Below are 23431 nucleotides of genomic sequence, written 5' to 3'. Positions count from 1 at the left end.
GGGTCTGGTCCGTGAGCTATGGTGCGCCAGGCTTGGTCGCACCGGCATTGACGCCGGGCAGTCGGATGTCGACGTAGGCCTCGCTGCGGATCTGACGCAGGAACGCCTCGTACTCATCTTCCGCCTTGCGCTGGAACAGGATGTTCTTGGCTTGGTCGCGCTGCAGCTCGCCGGACTTGTCGGTGCTGCGCGTGTCGACCAGCTGCAGGACATGCCAGCCGGCATCGGTCTGGAACGGCTGCGAGATCTCGCCGTTCTTGAGCGTCTTGACGATCTCGCCGACACGCGTGCCGTAGGCATCGCCCGAGAACCAGCCGAGATCACCGCCGAGGCGTGCGTTCGCGTCGTCTTCGGAGGACTCCTTGGCCGCCTTCGCGAAGTCCTCGCCGGCGACGATGCGCTGACGGACCGCCGCGGCGGACTTCTCGGCCTGCTCGCTGGAAACGAGCTCGCTCGTCTTGATGAGGACATGGCGCGCGTGATACTCGGTCACCAGTTGCGCACCGCTGTCGCGCTTGCCGAGCAGCTTGATGATATGGAAGCCGTTCGGCCCACGCAGCGGCTCGGAAACCTGTCCGTCCTGCATCTTCCCGGCGACATCGACCAGCGCCGGCGGCAACTCATTGAGGCCGCGCCAGCCGAGATCGCCGCCCTGCAGCGCATTCTCCGCGTTCGAATAGCGGATCGCCGCGGCCGCGAAATCCATGCCGCCGTCGATCTGCTTCTTTGCTTCCGCCGCCTTCGCATGGGCCTCGTCGATCTGTTCCGGCGTCGCGCCATCCGGCACGTTGATCATGATGTAGCCCAGGTGCAGCTCGCCGCGATTGAGGTTGCCGTTCTTCAGTAGGCTGTCGACTTCGGCATCGCTGACATGCGCGCGGCTCTGCGCGACACGCTGGCGCAGGTGCTGCACGATGAGCTGCTCGCGCACGCCCTTGCGGAACTGGTCGTAGTCCAGGCCCTGGCGCTGGATCGCGCCACGCAGCTGGCTCACGTCCATGTTGTTCTGCTTGGCGATCTGCGTCAGCGCCTGGTCGACCTCGGCATCGGACGCCTTTACGCCGGTCGAGCCGGCGCGCGCGACCTGGACCTTCTGCATGATCAGCCGGTCGAGCAGCTGGCGTTCGAGCACGTCGCGCGGCGGCAACTGCTGCGGATTGTTCGCAAATTGCTTGGTCACCGTATCGATCTGACGGTCGAGCTCGCTTTGCAGGACCACGTCCTCGTCGACGACGGCGACGATGCGATCCAGCGGCTGGGCCGTCACCGCTTGCGCGGACACCGGGTGCGCCGCCGGCACGAGCAGCGTGAGAGCGAGGCCAACGAGAAATGCTTTCATGGGGATTCCGAATGTTCCGGTGCGCCCGGCACCTTGCAGAAAGGAGGTTTGCGGCGGCCGGCGGACCGCCGGCAGGTGGAGCCGCCAGAATGCTGCGGATGGTCCGATCGGGCCACCCCAACTTATTGATAGCCAAGGATACCACGGCGCAGGAAGTTGTCCGTCTTTTGGCCGACCGAGCCGACGCCCTTGAATTCGATCTCGAAGTAGATCGCGTTGTCCGCGTTGCCCTCGACATTGTGGATCCAGCGCCGGGCGATCACGCGCCAGGCGATGCAGCAGGTGTCGTGCTCGATGCCGATGAAGCGTTCGAGCGTGCGGCCGTCCTTGCCATGCCGGTCCAGCGGGCTCGCCAGCGGGTCGTTCAGCGCGTAGTTCTCGCGCGCGATCAGGCGCCAGCTCGGCGTGATCGGCACTGCCGCGGAGACATCGACCTGCTCGAGGAAATTGCGCCGGTAGCGGTACGAGAAATTCACGATGCCGTCGCTGCCGAAGCGGTTCTGCACGGTGAATGCCGAAAGGTCGGTGCGGTGCGTGTTCGGATTCCATTGCTGGTCCAGCACGACGCGCCAGCGGTCGGACAGGTGCAGGTCGATCTCGCCCGCATAGGTCGAGCCTGAGTAGTCGGTCGGCGGCGCGCCCGGCAACTGCACGCGCTGGTCGCCGAAATAGCGGATCTGGCCGATGCTCGCGGACAGGCGTTCCTCGCCGGTCGCGTCCTCGAGGAAGCGCGTGGTCAGCGCGAGCGACAGATTGTTCGCGTCCATCTGGCGGTCGGCGCCGACGAAGCGGTTGCTGCGGAACAACTCGCCGAAGCTGAACGGAATCTCCTGGGTGTCGAACACCGGCAGGTCGTTCTGGCTGCGATACGGCACGCGCAGGTAGTACGCGCGCGGTTCCAGCGTCTGCGTCCAGGCCTTGTCGCCGATGGTCAGGCCGCGCTCGAACACCAGGCCGGTGTCGAGGCTGAAGATCGGCACGCCGCGGCTCGGGCTGCGCCTGCTCACCAGCGGATTCAGCGTCGCGTCGAGATGGGACAGATCGTAGGTGGTGTAACGGTAGCCGAGCTGCGGGCGAATGAAATACGCCGAGGTCTCGATCGGATAGGCGAGATACGGGAACAGGTCGAGACGCTGGCCTTCGAGCGGCCGGATGCGGACGCTGTGCCCGTTCGCATCCAGTTGCGGGAAGCTGTTCTTGGAGAACGCGATGAATTCCGAATTGACGCCACCGGTCAGGTCGCCGAGAAACGACTTTTCGGCCGTGAACGTTGCCCGCGGCAGGCGCCGGTAGGGCTCGAACTGGCTCGGCAGCGTCGGATCGGTGATCTGGTACTCGTCGCCGCCGAAACTCGCGTTCCACCAGTCGCCGTGGCCGTAGAGGTAGGCGCTCGAGGGCAGGAAGCTGACCGCCGCGCTGTACAGGCCACGGCCGAAATCCTCGAAATAGCGGTCGTCGGAAACGCGGTTGATATCCACCGCCGCAGCCCAGTTCGCGGCGATGCCGGTGCTGTCCTGCCAGCGGTACCACCAGCGGCTGCCCGGCAGCGACTCGCCGTACTTGATCTCCTCATCCTTGGCCGCGCGGTCGTTCGGGATGTACTCGAAATTGAACGTGCCCTTGCTGCTGTCGGTCAGGTAGCGGAATTCGCCGCCGAGCATGAAGCCGCGGTCGGTCATCAGGCGCGGCAGCAGGGTCGCGTCGTAGTTCGGTGCGAGGTTCAGGTAGTACGGCAGGATGAAGTCGAAGCCGCGCCGGTTGCTGTAGCCGATGTACGGATACAGGAATCCGCTGACGCGCCGGTCGTCCAGCGCGAAGCGCGCATACGGCAGCCAGAACACCGGCACGTTGTGGATGCGGAACGTCATGTCGTGCGCGCGGCCGACGCCTTCGCTTTCGTCCAGATCCATGTCGCGCGCGCGGAACGCCCATTGCTGGTCGCCGACGTCGCAGGTCGAATAGGTCGCGCCCTTGAGGCGCGCGTGGCCGACATCGTCCATCACCGCGACCTGGGCGACGCCATTGCCGCGCGAACTGAGCAGCTGGTAGCGCACGCCGTCGAGCGTGCACTGGTCGAGGTCCGCGTTGCCCCTGGCGCGGTCTGCGGACAGCAGCAGGCCGCGATCCTGGTAACGCACGTGGCCGCCGGCCGTGTAGTCGGTGGTCTCGGTGTCGTAGGTGATCTTGTCCGCGCGCAGCAGCAGGTCGAGCTGCTTGACCTGCGCCTCGCCCTCGAGCACGTAGTGGCTCTTGTCGGGGCTCGATACCTTCTGCGCGCTCGCATCGCGTGGCACGCTGCTGCGGTCGCCCTCGGTCGGCAGGCCGGGCACGTAGAAGTCGAGCAGGTCGTTCTTCCTGCACATCTCCCAGCTGACCGATTTCTTCGGACACTTGACCACGCCGACCGGGCAGCCCGGGGCGTCGTTGTCATCGGCATGCGCGGCGGCCGGCAGCGCGAGGAGGATGGCGAGCGCAAGGCTGCGTCGCCGGCGTGCGGTAAGCGGAATGGACGGCACGGAGTCGTTTCTTTGCGAAGCGAGGGCCGCTAGCTTGCCGAAAGTGCAGCCGCGCGGCAAACCTGCCTGCTGAACAGGCCGTACGGGCCGTCGCGTCGGCCGTTCAGGCCATCAGCGCGGCGACATGCGCGGCGGCGCATTCGCGCAGCGCGGTCAGGCTGTAGCCGCCCTCGAGGCTGGACACCACACGGCCGTACGCATGGCGCTGGGCGAGGTCGACCAGGCGGTGCGTGATCCAGGCGTAGTCGGCCCGCTCGAGCGCGAGATTCGCCAACGGGTCGAGCCGATGTGCATCGAACCCGGCCGAGATCATCAGCAGTTGCGGCCTGAACGCTTCCAGTGCAGGCAGCAGCACGTCCTCCCAGGCGCCGCGGAATTCCTTCGAGCCGGAACCTGACGGCAGCGGTGCGTTGACGATGTTGCCGACGCCGGTTTCGCCGCGTGCGCCGGTGCCCGGGTACAGCGGCCACTGGTGCGACGAGGCGTACAGCACTCTTGGATCGGCCCTGAAGATGTCCTGCGTGCCGTTGCCGTGGTGCACGTCGAAGTCGACGATCGCGATACGTTGCAGGCCATGCGCAGCGATCGCGTGCGCCGCGCCGACTGCGACGTTGTTGAACAGGCAGAAGCCCATCGCGGTGGACGACGTCGCGTGGTGGCCGGGCGGGCGCACTGCGCAGAACGCGCGCCGGTTCCAGCCGGCGACGGCGCCATCGACCGCAGCGCAGACTGCGCCCGCCGCGCGCAGGGCCGCCTCTCCCGAAGCGGGTGACATCAGCGTGTCGGCGTCGAGGCGATGCCAGCCTGCGTGCGGAGCGCTGCCGAGGATTTCGTCGATGAAGTCGCCGCGGTGCACGCGCTCGAGCTGCTCACACGTCGCGCGCGGCGCATCGAGGCGGTCGAGCAGCGCGAAGTCTGGTTCCTGGAGCGCCTCCAGCACCGCGGCGAGGCGCGCCGGCGACTCCGGATGGCCGGGACCGGGATTGTGTTCGAGACAACTCGGATGCGTGTACAGCGCGACGCTCATGGCGTGGCCATCACGACTGCCAGTGCCGCATCGAGCGCCGCGCGGGCCGCCGCTTCATCCAGACTCCTTGCCGACGCAATGATGTCGGCGTCCAGCCAATCGGGAAACGGCGTCTCTTCGATCCGGTGCGCACCGCTTTCCGAGTGGATTTCGCGCAGGCGCGCCAGGTGCGGCGCGGGGAAACGGTCCGCGAACCGGACCAGCGCGGGCCACAGCCGCGCGTGCACGAAGCTGACCTTGCCATCGACGAGCCGGCACACCAGCACTTCGGGCGCATCGCGCACCGCACGCGTCGCCGCGAAAATCGCGCGGCTCTTCGGATGTGACCACCAATTGCCACGGATCGGCTCGCCCGCCACCGCATCCGCCAGCGAGGGGATCGCGCCGCGTCGCGCCGCCTCGAGCACGATGCCGTGGCGCTCGACGAACGCCAATGCTTGCGCAGGCGTCACCGGCGCAGACAAGCGAACCCCCAGAGGCACAGCGCGCCGCCGATGAGCAGGCCGATCCACGAAACGGCGGCAGGGATCGCATACGGGCCGAGCTGCACTGTCCAGCCTTGCACGGCACGCACCAGATGCATGATCGCGACCAGACCGAAGATGATCGTGCTGACCAGAACAAAGGTTTGCGTCTTCATGCGTCGCCTCCCGTGTGGAAACGTGCGGTCGCCTCAGTCGCGCTTGCGCCGCTCGTGCTGCCACAACACCTCGCCATGCCCGGACGTGCGCGCAAGTACACGTGCCAGCACGAACAGCAGGTCGGACAGGCGATTGAGGTAGCGCACGGCCTCCGCACGCACCGTGTCGTGGCGCGCGAGCGTCACCACCTCGCGTTCCGCGCGCCGGCAGATCGTGCGCGCGAGATGACATTGCGCCGCGGCCATGCCGCCGCCGGGCAGGATGAAATCCTTGAGCGGCGGCAAGTCCTCGTTGAATGCATCGAGGGTGTGTTCGAGGCGGTCGATGTCGGCCGCGTGGACCATCGCCATGCCGGGAATGCACAGCTCGCCGCCGAGATCGAACAGGTCGTGCTGCACCTGGGTCAGCACCTCGCGCATGCGCTCGGGAATCTCGCAGGCGAGCACGATGCCGATCGCGCTGTTCAGCTCATCGACCGTGCCATAGGCCGCGACCCGCGCCGAGTCCTTCGCCACGCGCGTACCGTCACCCAGACCGGTCGTGCCGTCGTCGCCGGTGCGTGTGTAGATCTTGGAAAGTCGATTACCCATGCTCTTGAGCCCTCCCCTTCAAGGGGAGGGTTGGGTGGGGATGGTGTCCGCCTTCAGCGACGCGCTGCATGTCCAGCTTGCGTCGGCATCCAGCGCAGCGCTTGCTCGGTCAGCGCGTGCAGAACAGTCGCAATACCGACATACATCAGCGTCGTGCGCAGATACGGCAGATACCAGTCGCCGAGGTTTTCCATCCAGCCCGCGAAGCTGCGCGCCGGCACGCTCGCGCTGATCCAGTAGAAGCTGCCGTTCGAGACGAGGTAGCAGACGCTGGCCGCGACGGCCGCGCTGCCGATCAGCAGGCCGAGTTCACGCGCATGCAGGCCGGCGTAGCGCTGGCGCAGCCACGAGCCGCCGAACCACAGCGCGCCGTAGCTCGGCACCAGGAACCAGTACGCCGGCGACACGCAATAGTGGCTCCAGAAATTGATGCCCTGGCTGGTGATCACGAAGAAGTCGATCAGGACCGCGAGCGCCATCAGCGCCGGAAACGCCCAGCGGGCGGAACCACGCAGATAAAACCCGGCAACGAAGAACACGGCCCACGACGCATCCGGCAGCGCACCGAAATGATTGATGCGGGTCGCCAGCATGACCAGCGCGAGGATCAGCAGGATGCCGGCGCGCGCGATGTTCGACAGGGAGGGGTTCGCGGTGTTCATGGTCGGAGTCCGATGGTGCGAGCCGCTAGTTTAGCCGAACGGCGTCAGGCCGCGTGTTTCATCGCAAAGGACTGCCCCGTTGCCGCCGCCGCCGCTATCATCGCCGCGTGAACGAAACCTGCGACGTCCTCATCATCGGCGGAGGCCTGGTCGGTGCCAGCCTTGCGATCGCACTCGACGGCGCCGGCTTGCGCGTTGCGCTCGCCGAGGCCGTGCCGCCACGGCTCGACCTGCAACCGAGCTACGACGAGCGCAACCTCGCGCTTGCGCGCGCCAGCGTGAACGCGCTCGAGGCGCTCGGCGTGCTCAATGCCGCGGCTTCCCAGGCGACGCCGATCCGGCGCATCCACGTCAGCCGCCGCGGCGATTTCGGCGCGGTGCGTATGGACGCCGGCGAACTCGGCCTGCCCGCGTTCGGCGCGGTGCTGCCGGCACGTGAACTCGGCAACGCGCTGCTGCGGCGTCTCGATGGCTGCGCGGAACTCGCGCGCATCGCGCCGGCGCAGGCGGTCGCGATCGATGCCGGCACCGATGCGGTCGAGGTCGAGCTGCGCAGCGGCGATGCGACCCGGCGCGTGCGCACGCGCCTGCTGGTCGGCGCCGATGGCACCGAATCCTTCGTGCGCGGCGCATTCGGCATCGATGCGATCCGCCACGACTACGCGCAATCCGCATTCGTGACGACGCTGACCACCGAGAAGCCGCTCGACGGCACGGCCTACGAGCGCTTCACCGACTCCGGCCCGGTCGCGTTGCTGCCGCTCGGCGAGCGCCGCGCCGGCCTCGTGCTCACGGTTCCGGCTGCCGACGCAGAGCGCGTCGCCGCGCTCGATGACGAGGCATTCATCGCGTTCGTCCACGAACGTTTCGGCTGGCGCGCCGGACGCCTGTCGCGTCCCGGCAAGCGCAAGCCGTATCCGCTCGCTCGCAGGCTCGCCGAACGCACCATCGCGCCGCGCACGGTGCTGGTCGGCAACGCCGCGCAGACCGTGCATCCGATCGGCGCGCAGGGTTTCAATCTCGGCCTGCGCGATGCGCTGACCCTGGCCGAGTTGCTGCGTGAAGCCGTCGCGACAAACAGCGATCCCGGCGATGCCGCGCTGCTCGCACGCCACGTCGAACGCCGCGCCTCCGATCGCGAGGCCACGACCGCATTCAGCGACGACCTCGTGCGTCTGATGGGCAACGATTTCCTGCCTCTGCGCCTGCTGCGCTCGCTCGGCTTCCACGCGCTCGACCGCATCGCACCGCTGAAACGCCGTTTCGCGCTGCGCGGCATGGGCTTCCGCGGTGATGTGCCGACCTTGAGTCTGCTGCGATGAGCCGGCGCGGCGAACTCGACGCGATCGTCGTCGGAGCCGGGGCGGTTGGCGGCGCGATCGCACTCGCGCTCGCGCGCGACGGCTTCGAGGTCGCGCTCATCGAGGCGCGTGAGCCCAAACCCTGGCGTGCCGAAGATGACGTGGACCTGCGCGTCGTCGCGCTGGCGCCCGATGCGCGCGATCTGCTCCACGACCTCGGCGTCTGGACCTCGATCGCGTCTGCGCGCATCGGACCGTATCGCCGCATGCGCGTCTGGGACGCGCTCGCACCGGGCGAACTCGCATTCGACGCGGCCGACCGCGGCGAGGCGGCGCTCGGATGGATCGTCGAGAACAAGCTGATCCAGCATGTATTGTGGTCTGCGCTCGTCCCTGATCGCGAAGATCAAAAAGCGGCCATCCCTGGCCGCACGTTCCACAAGAACTCGACTCTGCGCGTGTACTGCCCGGCTGAAATCGCCGAGATCGACAATGGCGTCAATGCAGTGACCGCCACGCTCACTGACGGCACGCGCCTGCGCGCGAAATTGCTGGTCGCCGCCGAGGGCGCCGAATCGTCGGTGCGCGCCAAGCTCGGTATCGCGTTCGAGGGTGGCGATTACGACCAGCGCGCGGTCGTCGCGCATGTCGCGACCGAACGTGCGCACGAAGGCACTGCCTGGCAGCGCTTCCAGCCCGGCGGTCCGCTCGCGTTCCTGCCGCTTGCGGACGGCCGCTGCTCGATCGTCTGGTCGCTGCCCGATGCCGAGGCGGCGCGCATCCTCGCTCTCGATGACGCAGCGTTCCGCGCGGAGCTTGGTTGCGCATTCGATTTCCGCCTCGGCGCGGTCACCGCGAGCACACCGCGCGCCGCATTCCCGCTGCGCCTGCGCCTTGCCGAGAAGTATGTGGCCGGCCGCTGCCTGCTCGCTGGCGACGCCGCGCATGTCGTGCATCCGCTCGCCGGGCAGGGCATGAACCTCGGTTTCCGCGACGCGCGCGCGCTGCACGCGACCCTGCGCGCTGCACGCGAGCGCGGCAGCGACATCGGCGCCACGCATGTGCTGCGCCGCTATGAGCGCGAGCGGCGTAGCGAGAACACGCTCGCCGCGCAGGGACTCGATGCCATCGAACGCGCATTCGGCAGCGCGTTCATGCCGCTCGCAGTCGCCCGTGGAGCGGGTCTCGCCGCCGCGAACGCAATCGCACCGCTGCGCCAGGCCCTCGCCGATACCGCGGCCGGCCGGCACTAGATTGGGCCTCGATCATCCGAGGGTTCCTTCGCGAGGCCGTCAAATGACGTTACTATCGGCCGGGGTTTCGCGGGCAGGGCACCCGCAGGGGACGGCATTCGAATCGGCATGGCGCTCGTGAGGGCGCAGACGTCCGGAACGGATGCCCGAGCCGGTTCGTATCGTCAGGGGATTCATGAAAATCCTGTTCACGCCGTACTCCGGAGGAGCGATTGCGCACATCGCGCGCCTGCTCGCGATCGCCGATGCGCTGAAGGCGCGCGGTCACGACATCCTGTTCACGACCTCGACATCGAAGAAGGTCTTCGTCGAGCGGTCCGGCCATGCGGTCCATGGCGAAGGCCATGCGGATGTGAACCTCAACGACGAGCACGACCAGAGCCTGTCGTACTTCGCCAACAATCGCGACCTGTTCATGAGCTGGCTCGGCGACGAGATCGATGCAGCGACCGCGTTCCGGCCTGACGTGATCGTGAGTTCGCCGAGCTTCTTCGGTCCCACAGCGAGCCTGAAGCTCGGCATTCCGCAGGTCTCCGTGATCAACGCTCAGTGGCTGCCTGAGTTCAAGGGATTGCTCGGGTTGTCGCTGGCGGGCGACGGACTCGACCACCGGATAATGCGCACGCTCGCGCGGCCGCTGTTCGAGCGCAAATTCAGCGCGAAATACCTGCCGGAGATCCGCGCGTTCTACCAACGCCTCGGCATTGACGAGCGCCCGCATGATCGGGCGGACGTGAATCGTCGCACTGCCGTGCTCGTACCGAGCGTCGCCGCATTCGAGCCGATCGGCCGCTCCGGGCGCAACGACCTGCATTTCGTCGGGCCGCTGTTCTGGTCCGGTTTCGAGCGTGTCCGGTTCGAGCCCGCTGAACTCTTCGCCGATCTGTCGAAGCCATTCGTCTACGTGTCACTCGGCGGTTCGATCTATCGCAAGCAAAGTTACCTCGACCTGATCGATGCGCTCGCGGCGCGCACCGACTGGAACGTGCTGCTGACGCTCGGCCCCAACTTCCCGCGTGCGGACTTTACGGCAGACCGGGACAACTTCGTGATCCAGTCGCTGACGCCTGGACTGAAGGCCTGCATGCACGCCGACATCGTCGTCGGCACCGGCAGCCACGGCACCGCGATGCAAGCCCTGTGGCACGGCAAGCCGGTCGTCGCGATTCCGCACAACATCGATCAGGCGACGATCGCCTCGCGCCTGGTCGAACTCGGCCTCGGCCTCAATCTGAACCCAATCGGCCTGCGTGACTTCTCCGACCGGCAGCGCTACTTCGACAAGGCCGTGTCGATCCCGTGGCGCGACGTGCTCGATCAAACCGCGCGTGCTCTTGGAGATGACGCGCTGCGCGCACGGGCTCGGGATTTTTCGACGACGCTGCGAGGAGCCGGGGATCCACCTGCGGTTGCCGCGGATCTTGTCGAACACTATGCCACGCGTTCGGTGGGACCGGCACCCGCGAAGCAACGATGAGGGTCAGGTGATTGCGTTCGGGTCTTGCGGGGAACAGCGCAGCAGCAGTGACAGCGGTCGGCCACTGGCAGGATCGACGGGTTCGATCATCTCGTCGATGACGAAGCTGTTTGAGCGTAGGTCCCGCAGCCAGGAAGACAGCGTGCGGAAATACCACGGCATCGGTTCGTTGAACTTGCCGCCGAAAGTTTCGAAGGTCTCGATACGCCAGCCGTCGACATAAGGGTCGTTTCCGCACGCGGCCCATGGATGCACGGTTTGCACGACCAGCGAACCTCCGGAGCGCAGTGCCTCCCGTGCCGCGCGCAACGGCATCTGCACGTCCTCGCCGAGCAATGAAAAATTGCAGGCCACCGCATCGAACACGCCGAATGCCTGCGTGCGTGCGGCGAGCCCTGCGTACGAGGCGATCTCGAAGCGTCCGCCACCGAGCGCGCGCGCAGCGCTGACGAGTTCAGGACTTGCATCGATGCCGACGACCTCGCGTCCGCGCGCAGCGAGGGCGCGAGCAAGCCAGCCTTCGCCGCAGCCGAGGTCGAGGACACGTCTGGCGCCCGTTCGCACGACTGCATCGATGATCGCGGCATCGGTGCCGGCGCGACGGCTCGCGATCCGCTGTTCGCGCACCGCGCTCGACCACGCGGCGGCATTCGCTCGCCAGCTGTGTTCGAGGCGCGACTCGGGATCGGTGCTGTGACTCATCGACGATCGGTGCGGTTCAGATCCAAGGGGCCTTCATCGAGCACCATGCGCGCCGTTGCCTAACGCTCATAACGATAGTTGATACCGGCGCGATTGCCCGTCGTCGCGTTCTGCGCCTCGAAATTCCAGCGCGTGCTGAACAGGTATTTCAGCGTGACCACTTCGCCCGGCGTGAACAGGCCGACGCCGTAGCTGAGATACAGCTTCGGCGAAAGGTACTTGCCGACTGTGAACGCAGCGCCGCCGAGCGCGGTGTTGTCGGAAACGCCGGCGTCGACGCCCATGCGCGCGCCGATGCCTTTCGCGAGCAGGTCGCCGCCGGCCGAGCCGAGCGCGCGCGCGGCACTGCCGAGCATGTCGCCTTCGCCGCTCTTGAGGCCCGACAGCGGTTTGCCGGTGATCAGGTACGAGAGCGCCTCGGACTGTTCCATCGCCGGCTGCGAAAATACGGTCAAAACCGGAACGAGCGCAGTGCCGCGGATCTGCAGCCCGGCGGTGATCGTGTCGTCGCCCTGGCCTTGCGAAGCACCAAGGATCTTGCGCACCGCACGCACGTCGAGGCCGGGATTGTCGAGCGCGGTGCCGGCAAACAGCAGGCGACCGGATTCGATCTTGAGACTCTGTCCGTAGGCCTTGTAGCTGCCGCCAACATTCAGCGTGCCGGTGCCGGTCGCGAGCTTGCCGGGACGCTGGTCGATCTGCAGCTGGCCGCCGATCGTGCCGTCGAGGCCGAGGCCGGCGAGCTTGACGTCGTCGCCGAGTTTCACGGTCACGGCAACGACGACCGGCAGCGGCTTGCCCGGTGCGGGCTGCTCGGCGTCGGTGACGACCACGTCGGGCGAGGTCTTGGCGACACCGCCGCCGGGCAGCTTGGCGAGATCGACATTGGTCATCGGGATCTCGATGCTGCCACCGACCTTGATGTTCTCGGCGCTGCGCTCGATCGTCAGGTCCGGCGAGATGACCACCTTGGCCGCCGGGATGTCGGCGGCGAGGAAGTTGGTGCCCTTGATGCTGGCTTTCAGCGGCGCGGTCGCGCCGACCCCGCCGCCGCCGGAGAGGGTCAGTGTGCCTTCGCCGGATTTCAGCGTGCCGTCGAGCGTGAAGTGTTCGGAGTCGGTCGCGTGCACCGTGACGTCGCCGTCGTGCAGCTTGAGTCCGGCGGACGGCACCTCGGTCGCGAAATCCTTCAGGGTCAGCGCGCCGTTCAATTGCGGCGCGGCCGTGGTTCCTGCAATCGTGTAGTTCGCGGCGAGCCGGCCCTTGGTGTTCGCGACTTCCGGTGTCAGCAACTCGAGGAAGCCGAGGCTGTTCAGCGCGAGATCGACGTGGCCGGACAACGCTTGCGCGGAGCCCGGTGCACCGCTCAGCGTGATCTGGCCATCGAGTTTCCCGTCGTGGTCGAGTGTCGCGCGCAAGGTCGCGTGCGTCGACTGCGGCGAAAGCTGTGCGTCGAGCGCGAGGCCGGTATAGGCAAGCAGCGGCTGGTTCGCGTTGTCGGGGTAGGCGACGCTGCCCTGATCGGAATGGATCGTCGCGTTCCCGTTCAACGCGCCGTTCGCGGCGCGCTGGAGGTCGCCGTTGCCGGCGATCACGCCGTCGGCCCTGAACGGCGCTTCGGGCGAGGCGAGTTTCGAGATCAGCGCGATCGGCAGTTGCTCGATCCGGTAACGCGCTGCAAGCGCGCCATCGGCACCGCCGCTACCGGCGACGCAGAGTTTCGGGCCGCCGCCGGCGAGACAAGCTTCGGTCGCGCTGAACTGCTGGCCGTCCCAGGCGAGTTGCGCGGGCTGTTCGAGCGCGAGCGGCGGCGCACCCTTGATCGCGACGTCGAGCGTCTTCAGCGTGCCGCTCCAGCGGCCGTCATCCTTCGCGCTACCGGACAACGCGAGCTTGAGACCCAGCGGTGTCCCGTGCGCATCGAGCATAAGCGCATGTGCCTGCTGGTTGCCGCTGCCGTCGAGATCGAGCGTGTCGAACGCCAGGCTGCCGCTGCTGATCTTCGTGGCTTTGACATTCACGCTGCCCTGCGGCGGTTGCAGGTTCGCGATGTTCGCAGTGACGTCGAGCGTGCCAACCTGCGTCGTGCCGGACACGATCTGCGCACCGTGCGCAGTGCCGGTCACGGCGAGCCCGGGCCACTTGCCCTGTGCGCGGAACTCGCCATCGAGATGGCCGCCGGCGTTCGGCAGCCAGTCGCCGAGCGAGGCGATCGCGAGCTTGATCGTGGCATCGGTCTGGTTGCCGCCGCGACCGGTCACGTCGACCCGGCTCTTGCCGGAAGCGATGTCGAGCGTGCCATCGACGATGTAGTCGGGCTTGATCTTCAGATCCGCGTTGCCCGAGATCGGACGCTTGCGCAACGTTCCGCCGAGCCGGTCCAGCTCGATCGTCGCGTCCGGACCCTTGTCGGTCATCACGCCGTCGGTGGCCAGGTTGAAATCGAGCGCGCCCGGCCATTCGGCCGCGAACGCACCGGGGTCGAACTTGTCCGCCTTCGCGATCAGCTGCCAGCCGATCGCCGGCTTCAGCTTCACCGTGCCTTGTGCATCGAGGCCGGCCCTGGATTGTTTCAACGCAAGTTGTTTCAGCGTGACCAGGTCCGGCGTGCCGTCGAGATCCAGCGCGAGATCCGCAAGCTTGCCGGGCGGACCGATCGCGAGCGCGCCGTCGGCGTGGAATTTCTCCGCGCTGCCGGATGCGTTGAGCTTGCCGTGCGTGGCGAGCACCTGGCCGGCGAGATCGGCGGGCAATTCGACACCCTGCCATTCCAGTGCGAGCGTCGCGGATACCGGTTTCGCATCGAGCTGCACTTCGCCATTCGCATTCAATGTGCCGGCCGCTTCCGGGCTCTTCAGCGTCAGCGCCTCGATCTTCAGCAACTGCCCGGCCAGCGCGTAGCGCAGCGGTTCGAGCTGCACGCGATGTTCGTTGACATCGACTTCGCCGTTCAGTGCGCCGTGGTCCTTGTCGCCGGAACCTTCGAGGTTCAGCGCGAGTGCCGTCAGCGTCGAACCTTTCTGCACGCGCTTCGGATCGAAACGCGGCACCGCGACCTTCGCGATCCACGGGAAATCACGCGACTGCGTCAGCGCCGCTGCGACGGTCGCCGGTGTCGGCTCGCTGAGATTCAGATCGAGCCGCGCCTGCCTGCCGTCGCCATTCGCCTTCAGCGTTCCGGCGTAGTCGACATCGGCGACCTTCCAGCGGAAGCTCGTTTCGCCGTTGCCGGGATAACCGGCCAGCGCGGAAATCGTGCCGGACAGATCCACACTGCCTTCCGGCGCGCGCAGGTTCAACGCCTTCACGACCGCACCGCTGCGCGTCCACGCGCCGCCGAGATCGAGGCTGTCGAGCGCGAACAGCGGCTTGCCGTCCTGCGTGATCGCGGCCTGCTTCAGCGCGAGCCGGTCGAGCGCGATGTCGATCGGCGCGGCCAGCGAGAACTCCGACGCGGGCGGCGCGGGTTTCGGCGGCATCGTGGTCAATGCGACATCGACGTGGTCGATATCGAGGCGGGTGATGTGCACGCGCTTGCCGAGCAATTCGAGCAGTTTGAGATCGATCAGCACGCGGCCGACCTTCGCATCGACGCCGGCCGCGGCATCGTGCCAGCGCACGCCTTCGAGCGTCAGCGGGCCGGCGAGCTTGCCGCTGGACCGCTCGACCGCCAGCTTGCCCTCGGTCGAACCGATCGCGCGCGCGAGTGCGAAATGTGCGCCGGACTCGGTGCCGAGCAGCCAGAACGACAGCGAGGCGAGGATCAGCACGAGCACGATGGATGCAATGCCGATCCATTTCAGCAGGCGTGGCAGCGTGAAGCCGGAGCTACGCGCGCGCTGGAAACCCTCTCCCCCAAGCTGCGCTTGGGAGAGCGGGAGCGGAGCACGATGTTCGTTGCGGCGACGGCTCATAAATCCGGCCCGATCACGATATGCAGCTCGACCGAACTCTGGGCCTTGCTGTCATGCACCGGAAAACCGAGGTCGACGCGGACCATGCCGACCGGCGAGCGCCAGCGTACGCCGAAGCCGGTGCCGATCTTCTGGCGATAGTCGCTGAAGCTGTTGAACGCGTCGCCGGTATCGACGAACGTCGCGATGCCCCAGTTCGGCTTGAAGTAATACTCGTACTCGGCGCTGGCGACGACCAGATTCTTGCCGCCGATGACCAGCGTCTGGCAGCTCGAGCCTGGGTGCGAGGCGCACTGGGCCAGCGCGATCGGAACCTGGCCTGCCGGCAAGGGCGAGCCGATGGTCTGGAACGGGTAGCCGCGGATCGAGCGGTCGCCACCGGCGAAGAAGCGCAGTTCCGGCGGCAGCTTGTCGAAATTGTCGACCTTGGTCGCACCGAACGAGCCGCGTGCGATGAAGCGCGAATTCTCGCTGAGGCCGCGGATCCACTTCGCGTCCGCGGCGAGCTGCGCGAAGCTGGTGTCCGACAACAATCCGCTCTGGCCGGCACGCGCGGCCACGGTCAGCGAGTAGCCGCGGCGCACGAACATCGGATCGTCGGCCTGCTTGCGCGCGAGCGACACCTCCGGGTAGAGCAGGGTGGTGCTGCCCTGGATATTGGCGACCTTGAAATCACCGGTCAGGAACTTGAGGCCGAGCGTGCGCGTCCAGCCCTGCCAGATCGCCGAGTCGGTCGCGGCGAGGCCGAGCGTCCGCGAAGTGCTGGTATCGGTGTTCTCGTCGCGGAAGGTCGCGCCGAAATTCAGGCTGTGGTTGTCCGGTCCGGCCAGCGGAATCTGGTACTGCGCCGACAGTGTCTTCAGCCGCGTGGCGAGGATCGTCTCGAATTTCAGCTTGTGGCCGCGCAGGTTGATCCAGCGTCGCTCGATGCCGCCGCGCACGCCGGGGCCGGTGTCGGTGCCGAAGAACACGCCGCCGGTGTAGATCGTGCGCTTGGCCGGCGCGAGCGACACCATGATCGGCACGACGCCGTCGTGCGCGTGCTCGGTGTCGGGCTGCACCTGCGCGATCGAGAAATAGTCGGCGTCGATCAGGCGCTGCTGGAAGCCGAGCAACTGGTCCTGCGTATAGAAATCGCCTTCGCGCCACGGGATGTAGCGTTGCATGAATTCGTCGGGAAACTGGCCGCCCTCGAATGTGGTCGTGCCGAGCCGGTAGCGCGCGCCGACCTTCCAGGCCAGATGAACTTCCGCCGTGTTTGCGGAGCGCGTGACCTCGACCTGGTGCGTGACGAGCTCCGCATCGAGATAGCCGCTGCCGAACAGCGCGGCCTGGATCGCCGCCTTGCTCTTCTCGTAGGCGGCGTGGTCGAGCGGCTGACCCTTGGCCGGTGCGAACGCGGCGATCGCCTTCTGCACCGCGCGTTGCCCATCGGCGTCGCCGTCGAGCTTGATGTCGAGCGTGCCGATCTTGACCGGCTCGCCGGGCGTGACGTGCAGGACCGCGACGTAGTCGCCAGCGCTTTCCTTGAGCTCGCCCTTCACGTCGGCGGCATAGTAGCCGTAGGGTTCCAGCGCCTTGCGTACCTGCGCGTCCGCATGCTCGTACAGGCGCCGCGCCTGCGCCGCGGTCACCTCGCGCTGGCCGTATTGCGCGACCTCGATCCCGGCGACAACCGCGTCCTTGAGCGGCCCCTCGACGCCATCGACCGCAGCGCTGATACGCCCGGCCATGGCCGGTGTCGCCACGGTCGACAACAGCAACGCAAGCGCGACGCGGCGCGCGCGTGCGCCGGATCGGCGGAACACGAATTGGCCGGCGCTCACTTCCATGATGGAGCTAGTTATAGCAGGTGTGGTCGCGGCATCGCATGAACCCGGCGACGGATCCCGTGGGAAAAGGTCGGCGCAGGCATTGCGCCGACCCTACGATGCGCGTCAGGACAGATGCAGCAGCGGCATCAGCCCGATCAGGCCGACGACAATCAGGTAGACCGCGACGACGTAGTTCAGCAGGCGTGGCACGATCAGGATCAGGATGCCGGCGATCAGCGCGATCAGCGGTTGCAGGGCGACATGGATATGCATGGCAAGCTCCTCGCGGTTCGGTTTCGGGTTGCGCAAGGTAGCAGCTTTCGCCGAATGCGCGATGTGCCCGTGCAAGGTCTTTCATCCACCGGTATGGCCGATCCACAGGGTGCTTGCGTCGCCTGCGGTGGCGATGGACGATGGCGCAGTCGTCAGGACGAGGGAGGCCCGCTGATGCATCGATCCCTGCGAACCCTCTGGCAAGAAGCGGTCCGTGTCTGCCGCCGGATCATCGGTGTGCCCGACTACGACACCTATGTCGCTCACTTGCGCGAGCATCATCCCGAGCGCGCGATTCCGACCTACGCCGAATTTTTCACGGAGCGCCAGCAGGCGCGCTATCGCGGCGGCGGTGGGCGGTGCTGCTGAGCGTGCCATCTTGTGGGACCGAGGGGGGAACTCCAGTGACTAATCTGGTAGCAGCGACGGTCTGGGCGATCGTCACCAATGTTGCGCAAGCCCAGATCGTTATCCCGTCCGACATTGGCGTGACGCTCAGCGTGACACCGAGCACCAACCTGGCGCCGGGCGAGCAAATGAACGTGACGCTCTCGGTAACCAACTACGGACCAGAGAGAGTAGACGTTTTCTCACTCCGCAGCTCCGATATTCTCGATGCGTTGAGCCTGGTCCGGAATTCGAATGATTGCGCTCTCCATACCTACCTTTTCACCGATCCGACAGGCAGGCCAACGTCTTCCTTGTTGCAATGGAACGTAACCTTGGGCGGGGGGCCTACGTTCTTCAATGTCGGTGAAACGATCACATGTCATTTCAAACTTGCCCTGGCCGCGCAGGCGCCGCAAAGCTTGTCATTGAGTTTCGGCTTTCCGTTCTTTGCCGATATCAACCCGGACAACGACACTGCGTCGGTACAGTTGCAACGCGCTGCCGTGCTGCCTCCCGCACCGATTCCTGTGTTGTCCCCGGTCACACAGTGGTTGCTGGCGGGACTGCTGGTTGCAACAGCGGGTGCGCGACGCGCTCGCCTGAAGCGCTAAGCTGAAGCACAGCATCCATAGCGGATGCTTCGTCATCGCCTCAGACGAGTAGCTATCACTGCGTGACCAACGCGACACGCGGCGTCTCCTGTACGGTCGGCGCCGCCGATCCGCGCGCCGCGAATGCCGCACGCAGGCCGAATCCGATCACCGCGACGACGAGCAGCATGAACACCGCCGCGAGCGTCGCATCGACGTAGTCGTTCGTGACGATGCGTTGCATCTCGTCGAGCCCCTTGGCTGGCGGGAGCACCTTGCCGTCCGCGAGCGCAGCGGAGAACTTCCGGGCGTGCGCGACGAAGCTGATGCTGACGTCGTCACCGAATGTCTTCTGCCAACCCGCCGTCAATGTGCAGATCACCAACCATACGGTCGGCAGCAGCGGAATCCACAGATATTTCTCGCGCTTCATTTTGATCAGACAGACGCAGGCGAACGTCAGCGCGATCGCGGCGAGCATCTGGTTCGCGATGCCGAACAGCGGCCACAAGGTGTTGATGCCGCCGAGTGGGTCGACCACGCCCTGATACAGGAACCAGCCCCAGCAGCCGACGCAGAGCGCGGTCGCGACCAGGTTCGCGGTCCAGGATTCAGTGCGCTTCAGCGCGGGCACGGCGAGGCCGGCGAGTTCCTGGATCATGAAGCGGCCGACGCGTGTGCCGGCGTCGACCGTCGTCAGGATGAACAATGCCTCGAACAGGATCGCGTAGTGGTACCAGAACGCCATCATGCGTTCGCCGGGCAGCAGGCCGTGGAGGATCTGCGCCATGCCGACCGCGAGCGTCGGTGCGCCGCCGGCACGTGACAGGATCGTCGTCTCGCCGATGTCCTGCGCGGTTTGCGCGAGCATGTCCGGCGTGACCGCAAAACCCAGTTGCGTGATCGCCTGCGCGGCGGATTCGACCGTGGTGCCGATCAGCGCCGTGGGCGCGTTCATCGCGAAATAGACGCCGGGCTGCAGCACGCAGGCCGCGATCAGCGCCATGATCGCGACGAATGCCTCCATCAGCATCGCGCCGTAGCCGACCAGGCACGCGTCGCGTTCGTTCGCGAGCAGTTTCGGCGTCGTGCCGGACGCGATCAGGGAATGCCAGCCCGATACCGCACCGCACGCGATCGTGATGAACAGGAACGGAAACAGCGAGCCGGCGAACACCGGGCCGCTGCCGTCGACGAACTTCGTCAACGCCGGCATCTTCAGTTCCGGCATCGCGATCACGATGCCGATGGCCAGCAGCAGGATCGTGCCGATCTTCAGGAACGTCGACAGGTAGTCGCGCGGCGCGAGCAGCAGCCAGACCGGCACGACCGAGGCACAGAATCCGTACGCGATCAGCATCCACGCCAGCGCCTTGCCATCGAACGTGAACAGCGCCGCCGACGCTGGATCGGCCGCAACCCGGCCGCCGAGCCAGATCGACAGCAACAGCAGCACGAGGCCGATCAGCGAAACTTCGAGCACGCGGCCGGGCCGCAGGAAGCGCAGGTACACACCCATCAGCAGCGCGATCGGCAAGGTCATCGCAACCGTGAACGTGCCCCAGGGGCTGATCGCGAGCGCCTTCACGACGACCAGCGCGAGCACGGCAAGGATGATGAACATGATCATCAACACGCCGATCATCGCGATCACGCCGGCGGCTGGCCCAAGTTCCGCACGCACCATCTCGCCGAGCGAGCGGCCGTCGCGGCGCAAGGACAGGAACAGGATCATGAAATCCTGCACCGCACCTCCCAGCACGACGCCGATCAGGATCCACAGGGTTCCCGGCAGGTAACCCATCTGCGCGGCCAACACCGGACCGACCAGCGGGCCGGCGCCGGCGATCGCGGCGAAGTGATGGCCGAACACGACCCAGCGGTCGGTTGGCACGTAGTCGAGGCCGTCGTTGCGGCGCACGGCCGGCGTCGCGCGTGTCGGATCGATACCGAGTGCTCTTTCGGCGATGAAGCGTGCGTAGAAGCGTTGCGCCATGAGGAAGATCGACGCCGCCGCCGCGACCAGCCAGATCGCGTTGATCGATTCGCCGCGATGCAGGGCGATGGCGCCGAGGCAGCACGCGCCAAAGAGGGCCAACGCAGCCCAACCCAGCCTGTTCGCGACAGTCGTCATGTAGTCCGGCCCTGTTGATGATGGTCGAGATGATGGTCGAGCGCAGCGTCGCGCCACGGCTCCGTGCGGTCAAGGCGAGCGCGCGTGGCCGCTTGCATCGTGCGGCACCAGCAGCCTTGCGTGGTCCTGACGTTTGAGGCATGGCCGCGGCGCGGGCAGCCACGAACGGATGCGACTACACTGCGCCGCGTTGGGCTGACCCAAACCACAGGCGGGGCGGGGAATGGTCTTCAACTCACTCGCGTTCGTCGTGTTCTTCGCGCTCGTGCTCGCGTTGCACGCGATGCCCTTCCCGTGGACGGTCAGGAAGATCAACCTGCTCGTCGCGAGTTACCTGTTCTATGCGGCGTGGAATCCGCCGTTCGTGCTCCTGCTGTGGATCTCGACCGTCGTCGACTGGTACGCCGCGCAGCAGCTCGTGAAGTCGGAAGGCCAGAGACGTCGTCACGCCTGGATGCTGCTGTCGGTCGTCGCCAACCTCGGTATGCTGGGCTACTTCAAGTACGGCAAGTTCCTGCTCGCGAATTTCACCGCGTTGATGGCGACGTTCGGTGTCCACTACAAGCCGCCGGATTGGGATATCGTGCTGCCGGTCGGCATCTCGTTCTATACGTTCGCGACGATGTCGTACACGCTCGACGTGTACCTGCGGCGTGCGTTGCCGGCGCGCAACTTCCTCGACTACGCGCTGTTCGTGACGTTCTTCCCGCACCTGGTCGCTGGACCGATCATGCGCCCGACCGAACTGGTGCCGCAGTTCGCGCAGCCGCGCCGCGCCAGCGCGGATCAGCTGCGTTTCGGACTCGCGCTGATGACGCTCGGCCTGTTCCAGAAGATCGTGCTGGCCGACAGCTTCCTTGCCCGGCCGGCGGAAATCGTCTACGACGGCGACAAGATCCCGGGCGCGCTCGATGCCTGGGTCGCGACGCTCGCGTTCAGCGGGCAGATCTTCTGCGACTTCGCCGGCTACTCGACCACTGCGATCGGCGCGGCGATGTGCCTCGGCTTCGCGATGCCGGACAACTTTCGTTTTCCGTACGCGGCGATCGGTTTCTCGGATTTCTGGCGGCGCTGGCACATCACGCTGTCCTCGTGGTTGCGTGATTACCTCTACATTCCGCTCGGCGGCAACCGGCACGGCGAGGCGCGCACCTATCTCGCCCTGATGACGACAATGCTGCTCGGCGGCCTGTGGCATGGCGCGAGCTGGGCCTTCGTCGCCTGGGGCGGCCTGCACGGTCTGTATCTCTCGGTCGAGCGCATGTTGCGTGCGCGTTTCGCCGGTTATTCGCCCGGCCCGCTGGCACTGCTCGGATTCGGATTGCTGACCTACGCGCTGATCAACCTGACCTGGGTGTTCTTCCGCGCGAAGAGCTTCGGCAAGGCCTGGCTGGTGCTGACCGGCATGTTCGGGCTCAACGCGAAGGCCGAGCCGATCCTGCCGACCGCGCACCTCGTGCCGGTCGTCGTGATCGTCGGTGGCCTCGTCATCGCGCACTGGCTGATGCGCAACCGCACGCTGGAGTCGGCGGTCGCGCGCATGCCGGCGCCGGTGCTGTCGGTGGGCTGGGCGCTGATGGCATTTGCGATCGTGATCGCGCAAGGAGCGGGAAGTGCGTTCATCTATTTCCAGTTCTGATCCGTATGCCGGCGACGCGGCTGGCTACGTCGCGCCGGCGGGCGTGCGACTCACTGCCTCCGACCGCCCCGGCGTGGCGCAGCCGGTGCCGGTGCGCGACATCCCTGCGCGACCCTGGCGCGGCATCTCGATCACTGCGTTGATACTCACCGTGTTGCTGGTGGCGGGCTGGGAGGGTTATTGGCGCGCGTTCGGTGCAACGCCGGGCTATCGCAACAGCAATGGCGAGTGGGTGGAACAGCGCCGCCGCATCGACCATGGCGAGGGCGGCAAGACCGTATTGATCGGCGCCTCGCGCGTGCTGTTCGACGTGCAGCTGCCGGTGTGGGAGCGGATCACCGGCGAGCGCCCGATCCAGCTCGCGCTCGAAGGCACCTCGCCGCTGCCGGTCCTGGAAGACCTGGCCGCGGATCCGCAGTTCACGGGCAGGCTGCTGGTCGGCGTCGCGCCCGACATCTTCTTCAGCGGCTTCGCCTATCGCGGCGATGCGCTGCACTATTACCGCGCCCAGACACCCTCGCAACGCATCGGCGACTGGCTGTCCAAGCGCCTGCTCGAACCCTGGCTCGCGTTCTACGATTCCGACTTCGCCCTCGCCACCGTGATCAGACGCCAGGCGTGGCCCGTGTGGCCCGGTGCGCGACCCCATATGTCGGTACGCAAGCTGATGATGCAGGACGCCGACCGCAACACGACCATGTGGCGCAAGCTCGAGACCGATCCCGCGTACCGCGATCTCGCGCGCAGCATCTGGGCGCAGGATTTCAACGAGCCGCTGCCCAACATGGACACGCCGACCAAGGCGCAGAAAGTGATCGACGAGCAGATCCAGCGGGCGGTCGACGCGGTGGTCAAGCTGCGCAAGCGCGGAGTCCAGGTCCTGTTCCTGCGCCCACCCAGCACCGACGTGTTCTACGCCTATGAGCAACGCGAATTGCCGCGGGCGAAGACCTGGGACGTCCTGCTGCAACGCACCGGCGCACCCGGCATCCACTTCGAGGACTACCCGGAACTGCAGGGCTACGAACAGCCGGAATGGTCGCATCTGTCCGCATCGGAAGCCAAACGCTTCACCGCTGCGCTGGTGCCGATCATCGAGCGCGATTTCTGGCCGCCGCAGGAGCAGCGCGAGATCACTTCACGCTGAGGACAGTTTCAATCGCCGCCGG

Annotated in this window: 19 protein-coding genes; 7 read left to right on the top strand and 12 right to left on the bottom strand. The window is 66.6% G+C overall.

The genetic code is table 11. The annotated features are described in order from the left end of the window. Positions 1 to 16 precede the first annotated feature (16 nt). From ABD002_RS16805 to ABD002_RS16775, 7 genes are all read right to left on the bottom strand, one after another. Positions 17 to 1339, bottom strand: coding sequence for a peptidylprolyl isomerase (locus ABD002_RS16805; protein WP_343793164.1), 1323 nt, complete (start codon positions 1337 to 1339; stop codon positions 17 to 19). A gap of 122 nt (positions 1340 to 1461) precedes the next feature. Further along, positions 1462 to 3855, bottom strand: coding sequence for an LPS-assembly protein LptD (locus tag ABD002_RS16800; RefSeq protein WP_343793162.1), 2394 nt, complete (start codon positions 3853 to 3855; stop codon positions 1462 to 1464). 103 nt (positions 3856 to 3958) lie between these two features. Then, positions 3959 to 4882 carry a histone deacetylase family protein gene (locus ABD002_RS16795; protein WP_343793160.1) on the bottom strand — a complete coding sequence of 308 codons (924 nt, stop codon included), beginning with the start codon at positions 4880 to 4882 and terminating at the stop codon, positions 3959 to 3961. Then, positions 4879 to 5316: a hypothetical protein gene (locus ABD002_RS16790; RefSeq protein ID WP_343793158.1), complete on the bottom strand. Its 438-nt coding sequence runs from the start codon at positions 5314 to 5316 to the stop codon at positions 4879 to 4881. The genes ABD002_RS16795 and ABD002_RS16790 overlap by 4 nt, the downstream gene beginning before the upstream one ends. Before the next feature lie 14 nt (positions 5317 to 5330). Then, positions 5331 to 5522 carry a hypothetical protein gene (locus tag ABD002_RS16785; RefSeq protein WP_343793156.1) on the bottom strand — a complete coding sequence of 64 codons (192 nt, stop codon included), beginning with the start codon at positions 5520 to 5522 and terminating at the stop codon, positions 5331 to 5333. Between the two features lie 33 nt (positions 5523 to 5555). Beyond that, positions 5556 to 6113, bottom strand: a complete 558-nt coding sequence (locus tag ABD002_RS16780; protein WP_343793154.1) for a cob(I)yrinic acid a,c-diamide adenosyltransferase — start codon at positions 6111 to 6113, stop codon at positions 5556 to 5558. A gap of 53 nt (positions 6114 to 6166) precedes the next feature. After that, positions 6167 to 6775, bottom strand: coding sequence for a hypothetical protein (locus ABD002_RS16775; RefSeq protein ID WP_343793152.1), 609 nt, complete (start codon positions 6773 to 6775; stop codon positions 6167 to 6169). Between the two features lie 107 nt (positions 6776 to 6882). On the opposite strand from ABD002_RS16775, the gene ubiH reads away from it, so the two are divergent. From ubiH to ABD002_RS16760, 3 genes are all read left to right on the top strand, one after another. Beyond that, entirely contained in the window at positions 6883 to 8097 is a 1215-nt protein-coding gene (gene ubiH, locus ABD002_RS16770) for a 2-octaprenyl-6-methoxyphenyl hydroxylase (RefSeq protein ID WP_343793150.1), read from the top strand. Next, a complete protein-coding gene (locus ABD002_RS16765; RefSeq protein WP_343793148.1) occupies positions 8094 to 9329 on the top strand; it encodes an FAD-dependent monooxygenase in 1236 nt (411 codons plus the stop codon). The genes ubiH and ABD002_RS16765 overlap by 4 nt, the downstream gene beginning before the upstream one ends. Before the next feature lie 175 nt (positions 9330 to 9504). Beyond that, positions 9505 to 10806 (top strand): glycosyltransferase, encoded by a 1302-nt coding sequence (locus tag ABD002_RS16760; protein WP_343793146.1) that lies wholly within the window; start codon positions 9505 to 9507, stop codon positions 10804 to 10806. Between the two features lie 3 nt (positions 10807 to 10809). Here the strand turns inward: ABD002_RS16760 and ABD002_RS16755 are convergent, their stop codons facing one another. From ABD002_RS16755 to ABD002_RS16740, 4 genes are all read right to left on the bottom strand, one after another. Continuing rightward, the gene (locus ABD002_RS16755) at positions 10810 to 11508 is read right to left on the bottom strand and encodes a class I SAM-dependent methyltransferase (protein WP_343793144.1); all 699 of its coding nucleotides are present in this window, start codon (positions 11506 to 11508) and stop codon (positions 10810 to 10812) included. Positions 11509 to 11567: 59 nt separating this feature from the next. Further along, positions 11568 to 15422, bottom strand: coding sequence for a translocation/assembly module TamB domain-containing protein (locus ABD002_RS16750; RefSeq protein WP_343793142.1), 3855 nt, complete (start codon positions 15420 to 15422; stop codon positions 11568 to 11570). After that, complete coding sequence (locus ABD002_RS16745; protein ID WP_343793140.1) at positions 15419 to 17254, bottom strand: autotransporter assembly complex protein TamA; 1836 nt, start codon at positions 17252 to 17254, stop codon at positions 15419 to 15421. Before ABD002_RS16745 ends, ABD002_RS16750 begins: the two co-directional genes overlap by 4 nt. Positions 17255 to 17359: 105 nt before the next feature. Further along, positions 17360 to 17509 (bottom strand): DUF3096 domain-containing protein, encoded by a 150-nt coding sequence (locus ABD002_RS16740; protein WP_343793138.1) that lies wholly within the window; start codon positions 17507 to 17509, stop codon positions 17360 to 17362. Between the two features lie 174 nt (positions 17510 to 17683). Between ABD002_RS16740 and ABD002_RS19760 the strand changes: the two genes are divergently transcribed. Together ABD002_RS19760 and ABD002_RS16730 are read left to right on the top strand one after the other, a co-directional pair. After that, a complete protein-coding gene (locus ABD002_RS19760) occupies positions 17684 to 17878 on the top strand; it encodes a YbdD/YjiX family protein (RefSeq protein WP_379988605.1) in 195 nt (64 codons plus the stop codon). A gap of 35 nt (positions 17879 to 17913) precedes the next feature. Then, a complete protein-coding gene (locus ABD002_RS16730; protein ID WP_343793134.1) occupies positions 17914 to 18510 on the top strand; it encodes a hypothetical protein in 597 nt (198 codons plus the stop codon). A 55-nt stretch (positions 18511 to 18565) separates the two neighbouring features. On the opposite strand, the gene ABD002_RS16725 is transcribed toward ABD002_RS16730, so the two are convergent. Continuing rightward, positions 18566 to 20623, bottom strand: coding sequence for a carbon starvation CstA family protein (locus tag ABD002_RS16725; protein ID WP_343793132.1), 2058 nt, complete (start codon positions 20621 to 20623; stop codon positions 18566 to 18568). 223 nt (positions 20624 to 20846) lie between these two features. Between ABD002_RS16725 and ABD002_RS16720 the strand changes: the two genes are divergently transcribed. Next, positions 20847 to 22262, top strand: coding sequence for an MBOAT family O-acyltransferase (locus ABD002_RS16720; RefSeq protein ID WP_343793130.1), 1416 nt, complete (start codon positions 20847 to 20849; stop codon positions 22260 to 22262). Continuing rightward, on the top strand, positions 22237 to 23409 hold the full coding sequence (locus tag ABD002_RS16715) for a hypothetical protein (protein WP_343793128.1): 1173 nt from the start codon (positions 22237 to 22239) through the stop codon (positions 23407 to 23409). Before ABD002_RS16720 ends, ABD002_RS16715 begins: the two co-directional genes overlap by 26 nt. Positions 23410 to 23431 lie beyond the last annotated feature (22 nt).

Source organism: Dokdonella soli (genome assembly GCF_039523175.1).
Classification (GTDB): Bacteria; Pseudomonadota; Gammaproteobacteria; order Xanthomonadales; family Rhodanobacteraceae; genus Dokdonella_A; species Dokdonella_A soli.
The sequence above is the reverse complement of the archived record's forward strand: the minus strand, read 5'-3'. Positions and strand labels throughout refer to the sequence as shown.

Excerpts from the sequence above, each read along its gene's own strand:
- ABD002_RS16765 (WP_343793148.1), top strand. The coding sequence starts at position 8,094 with ATGAGCCGGCGCGGCGAACTCGACGCGATCGTCGTCGGAGCCGGGGCG.
- ABD002_RS16745 (WP_343793140.1), bottom strand. The coding sequence starts at position 17,254 with ATGGAAGTGAGCGCCGGCCAATTCGTGTTCCGCCGATCCGGCGCACGC.
- ABD002_RS16780 (WP_343793154.1), bottom strand. The coding sequence starts at position 6,113 with ATGGGTAATCGACTTTCCAAGATCTACACACGCACCGGCGACGACGGC.
- ABD002_RS16795 (WP_343793160.1), bottom strand. The coding sequence starts at position 4,882 with ATGAGCGTCGCGCTGTACACGCATCCGAGTTGTCTCGAACACAATCCC.
- ABD002_RS16805 (WP_343793164.1), bottom strand. The coding sequence starts at position 1,339 with ATGAAAGCATTTCTCGTTGGCCTCGCTCTCACGCTGCTCGTGCCGGCG.
- ABD002_RS16750 (WP_343793142.1), bottom strand. The coding sequence starts at position 15,422 with ATGAGCCGTCGCCGCAACGAACATCGTGCTCCGCTCCCGCTCTCCCAA.
- ABD002_RS16755 (WP_343793144.1), bottom strand. The coding sequence starts at position 11,508 with ATGAGTCACAGCACCGATCCCGAGTCGCGCCTCGAACACAGCTGGCGA.
- ABD002_RS16775 (WP_343793152.1), bottom strand. The coding sequence starts at position 6,775 with ATGAACACCGCGAACCCCTCCCTGTCGAACATCGCGCGCGCCGGCATC.
- ABD002_RS16720 (WP_343793130.1), top strand. The coding sequence starts at position 20,847 with ATGGTCTTCAACTCACTCGCGTTCGTCGTGTTCTTCGCGCTCGTGCTC.
- ABD002_RS19760 (WP_379988605.1), top strand. The coding sequence starts at position 17,684 with ATGCATCGATCCCTGCGAACCCTCTGGCAAGAAGCGGTCCGTGTCTGC.
- ABD002_RS16740 (WP_343793138.1), bottom strand. The coding sequence starts at position 17,509 with ATGCATATCCATGTCGCCCTGCAACCGCTGATCGCGCTGATCGCCGGC.
- ABD002_RS16725 (WP_343793132.1), bottom strand. The coding sequence starts at position 20,623 with ATGACGACTGTCGCGAACAGGCTGGGTTGGGCTGCGTTGGCCCTCTTT.
- ABD002_RS16760 (WP_343793146.1), top strand. The coding sequence starts at position 9,505 with ATGAAAATCCTGTTCACGCCGTACTCCGGAGGAGCGATTGCGCACATC.
- ABD002_RS16785 (WP_343793156.1), bottom strand. The coding sequence starts at position 5,522 with ATGAAGACGCAAACCTTTGTTCTGGTCAGCACGATCATCTTCGGTCTG.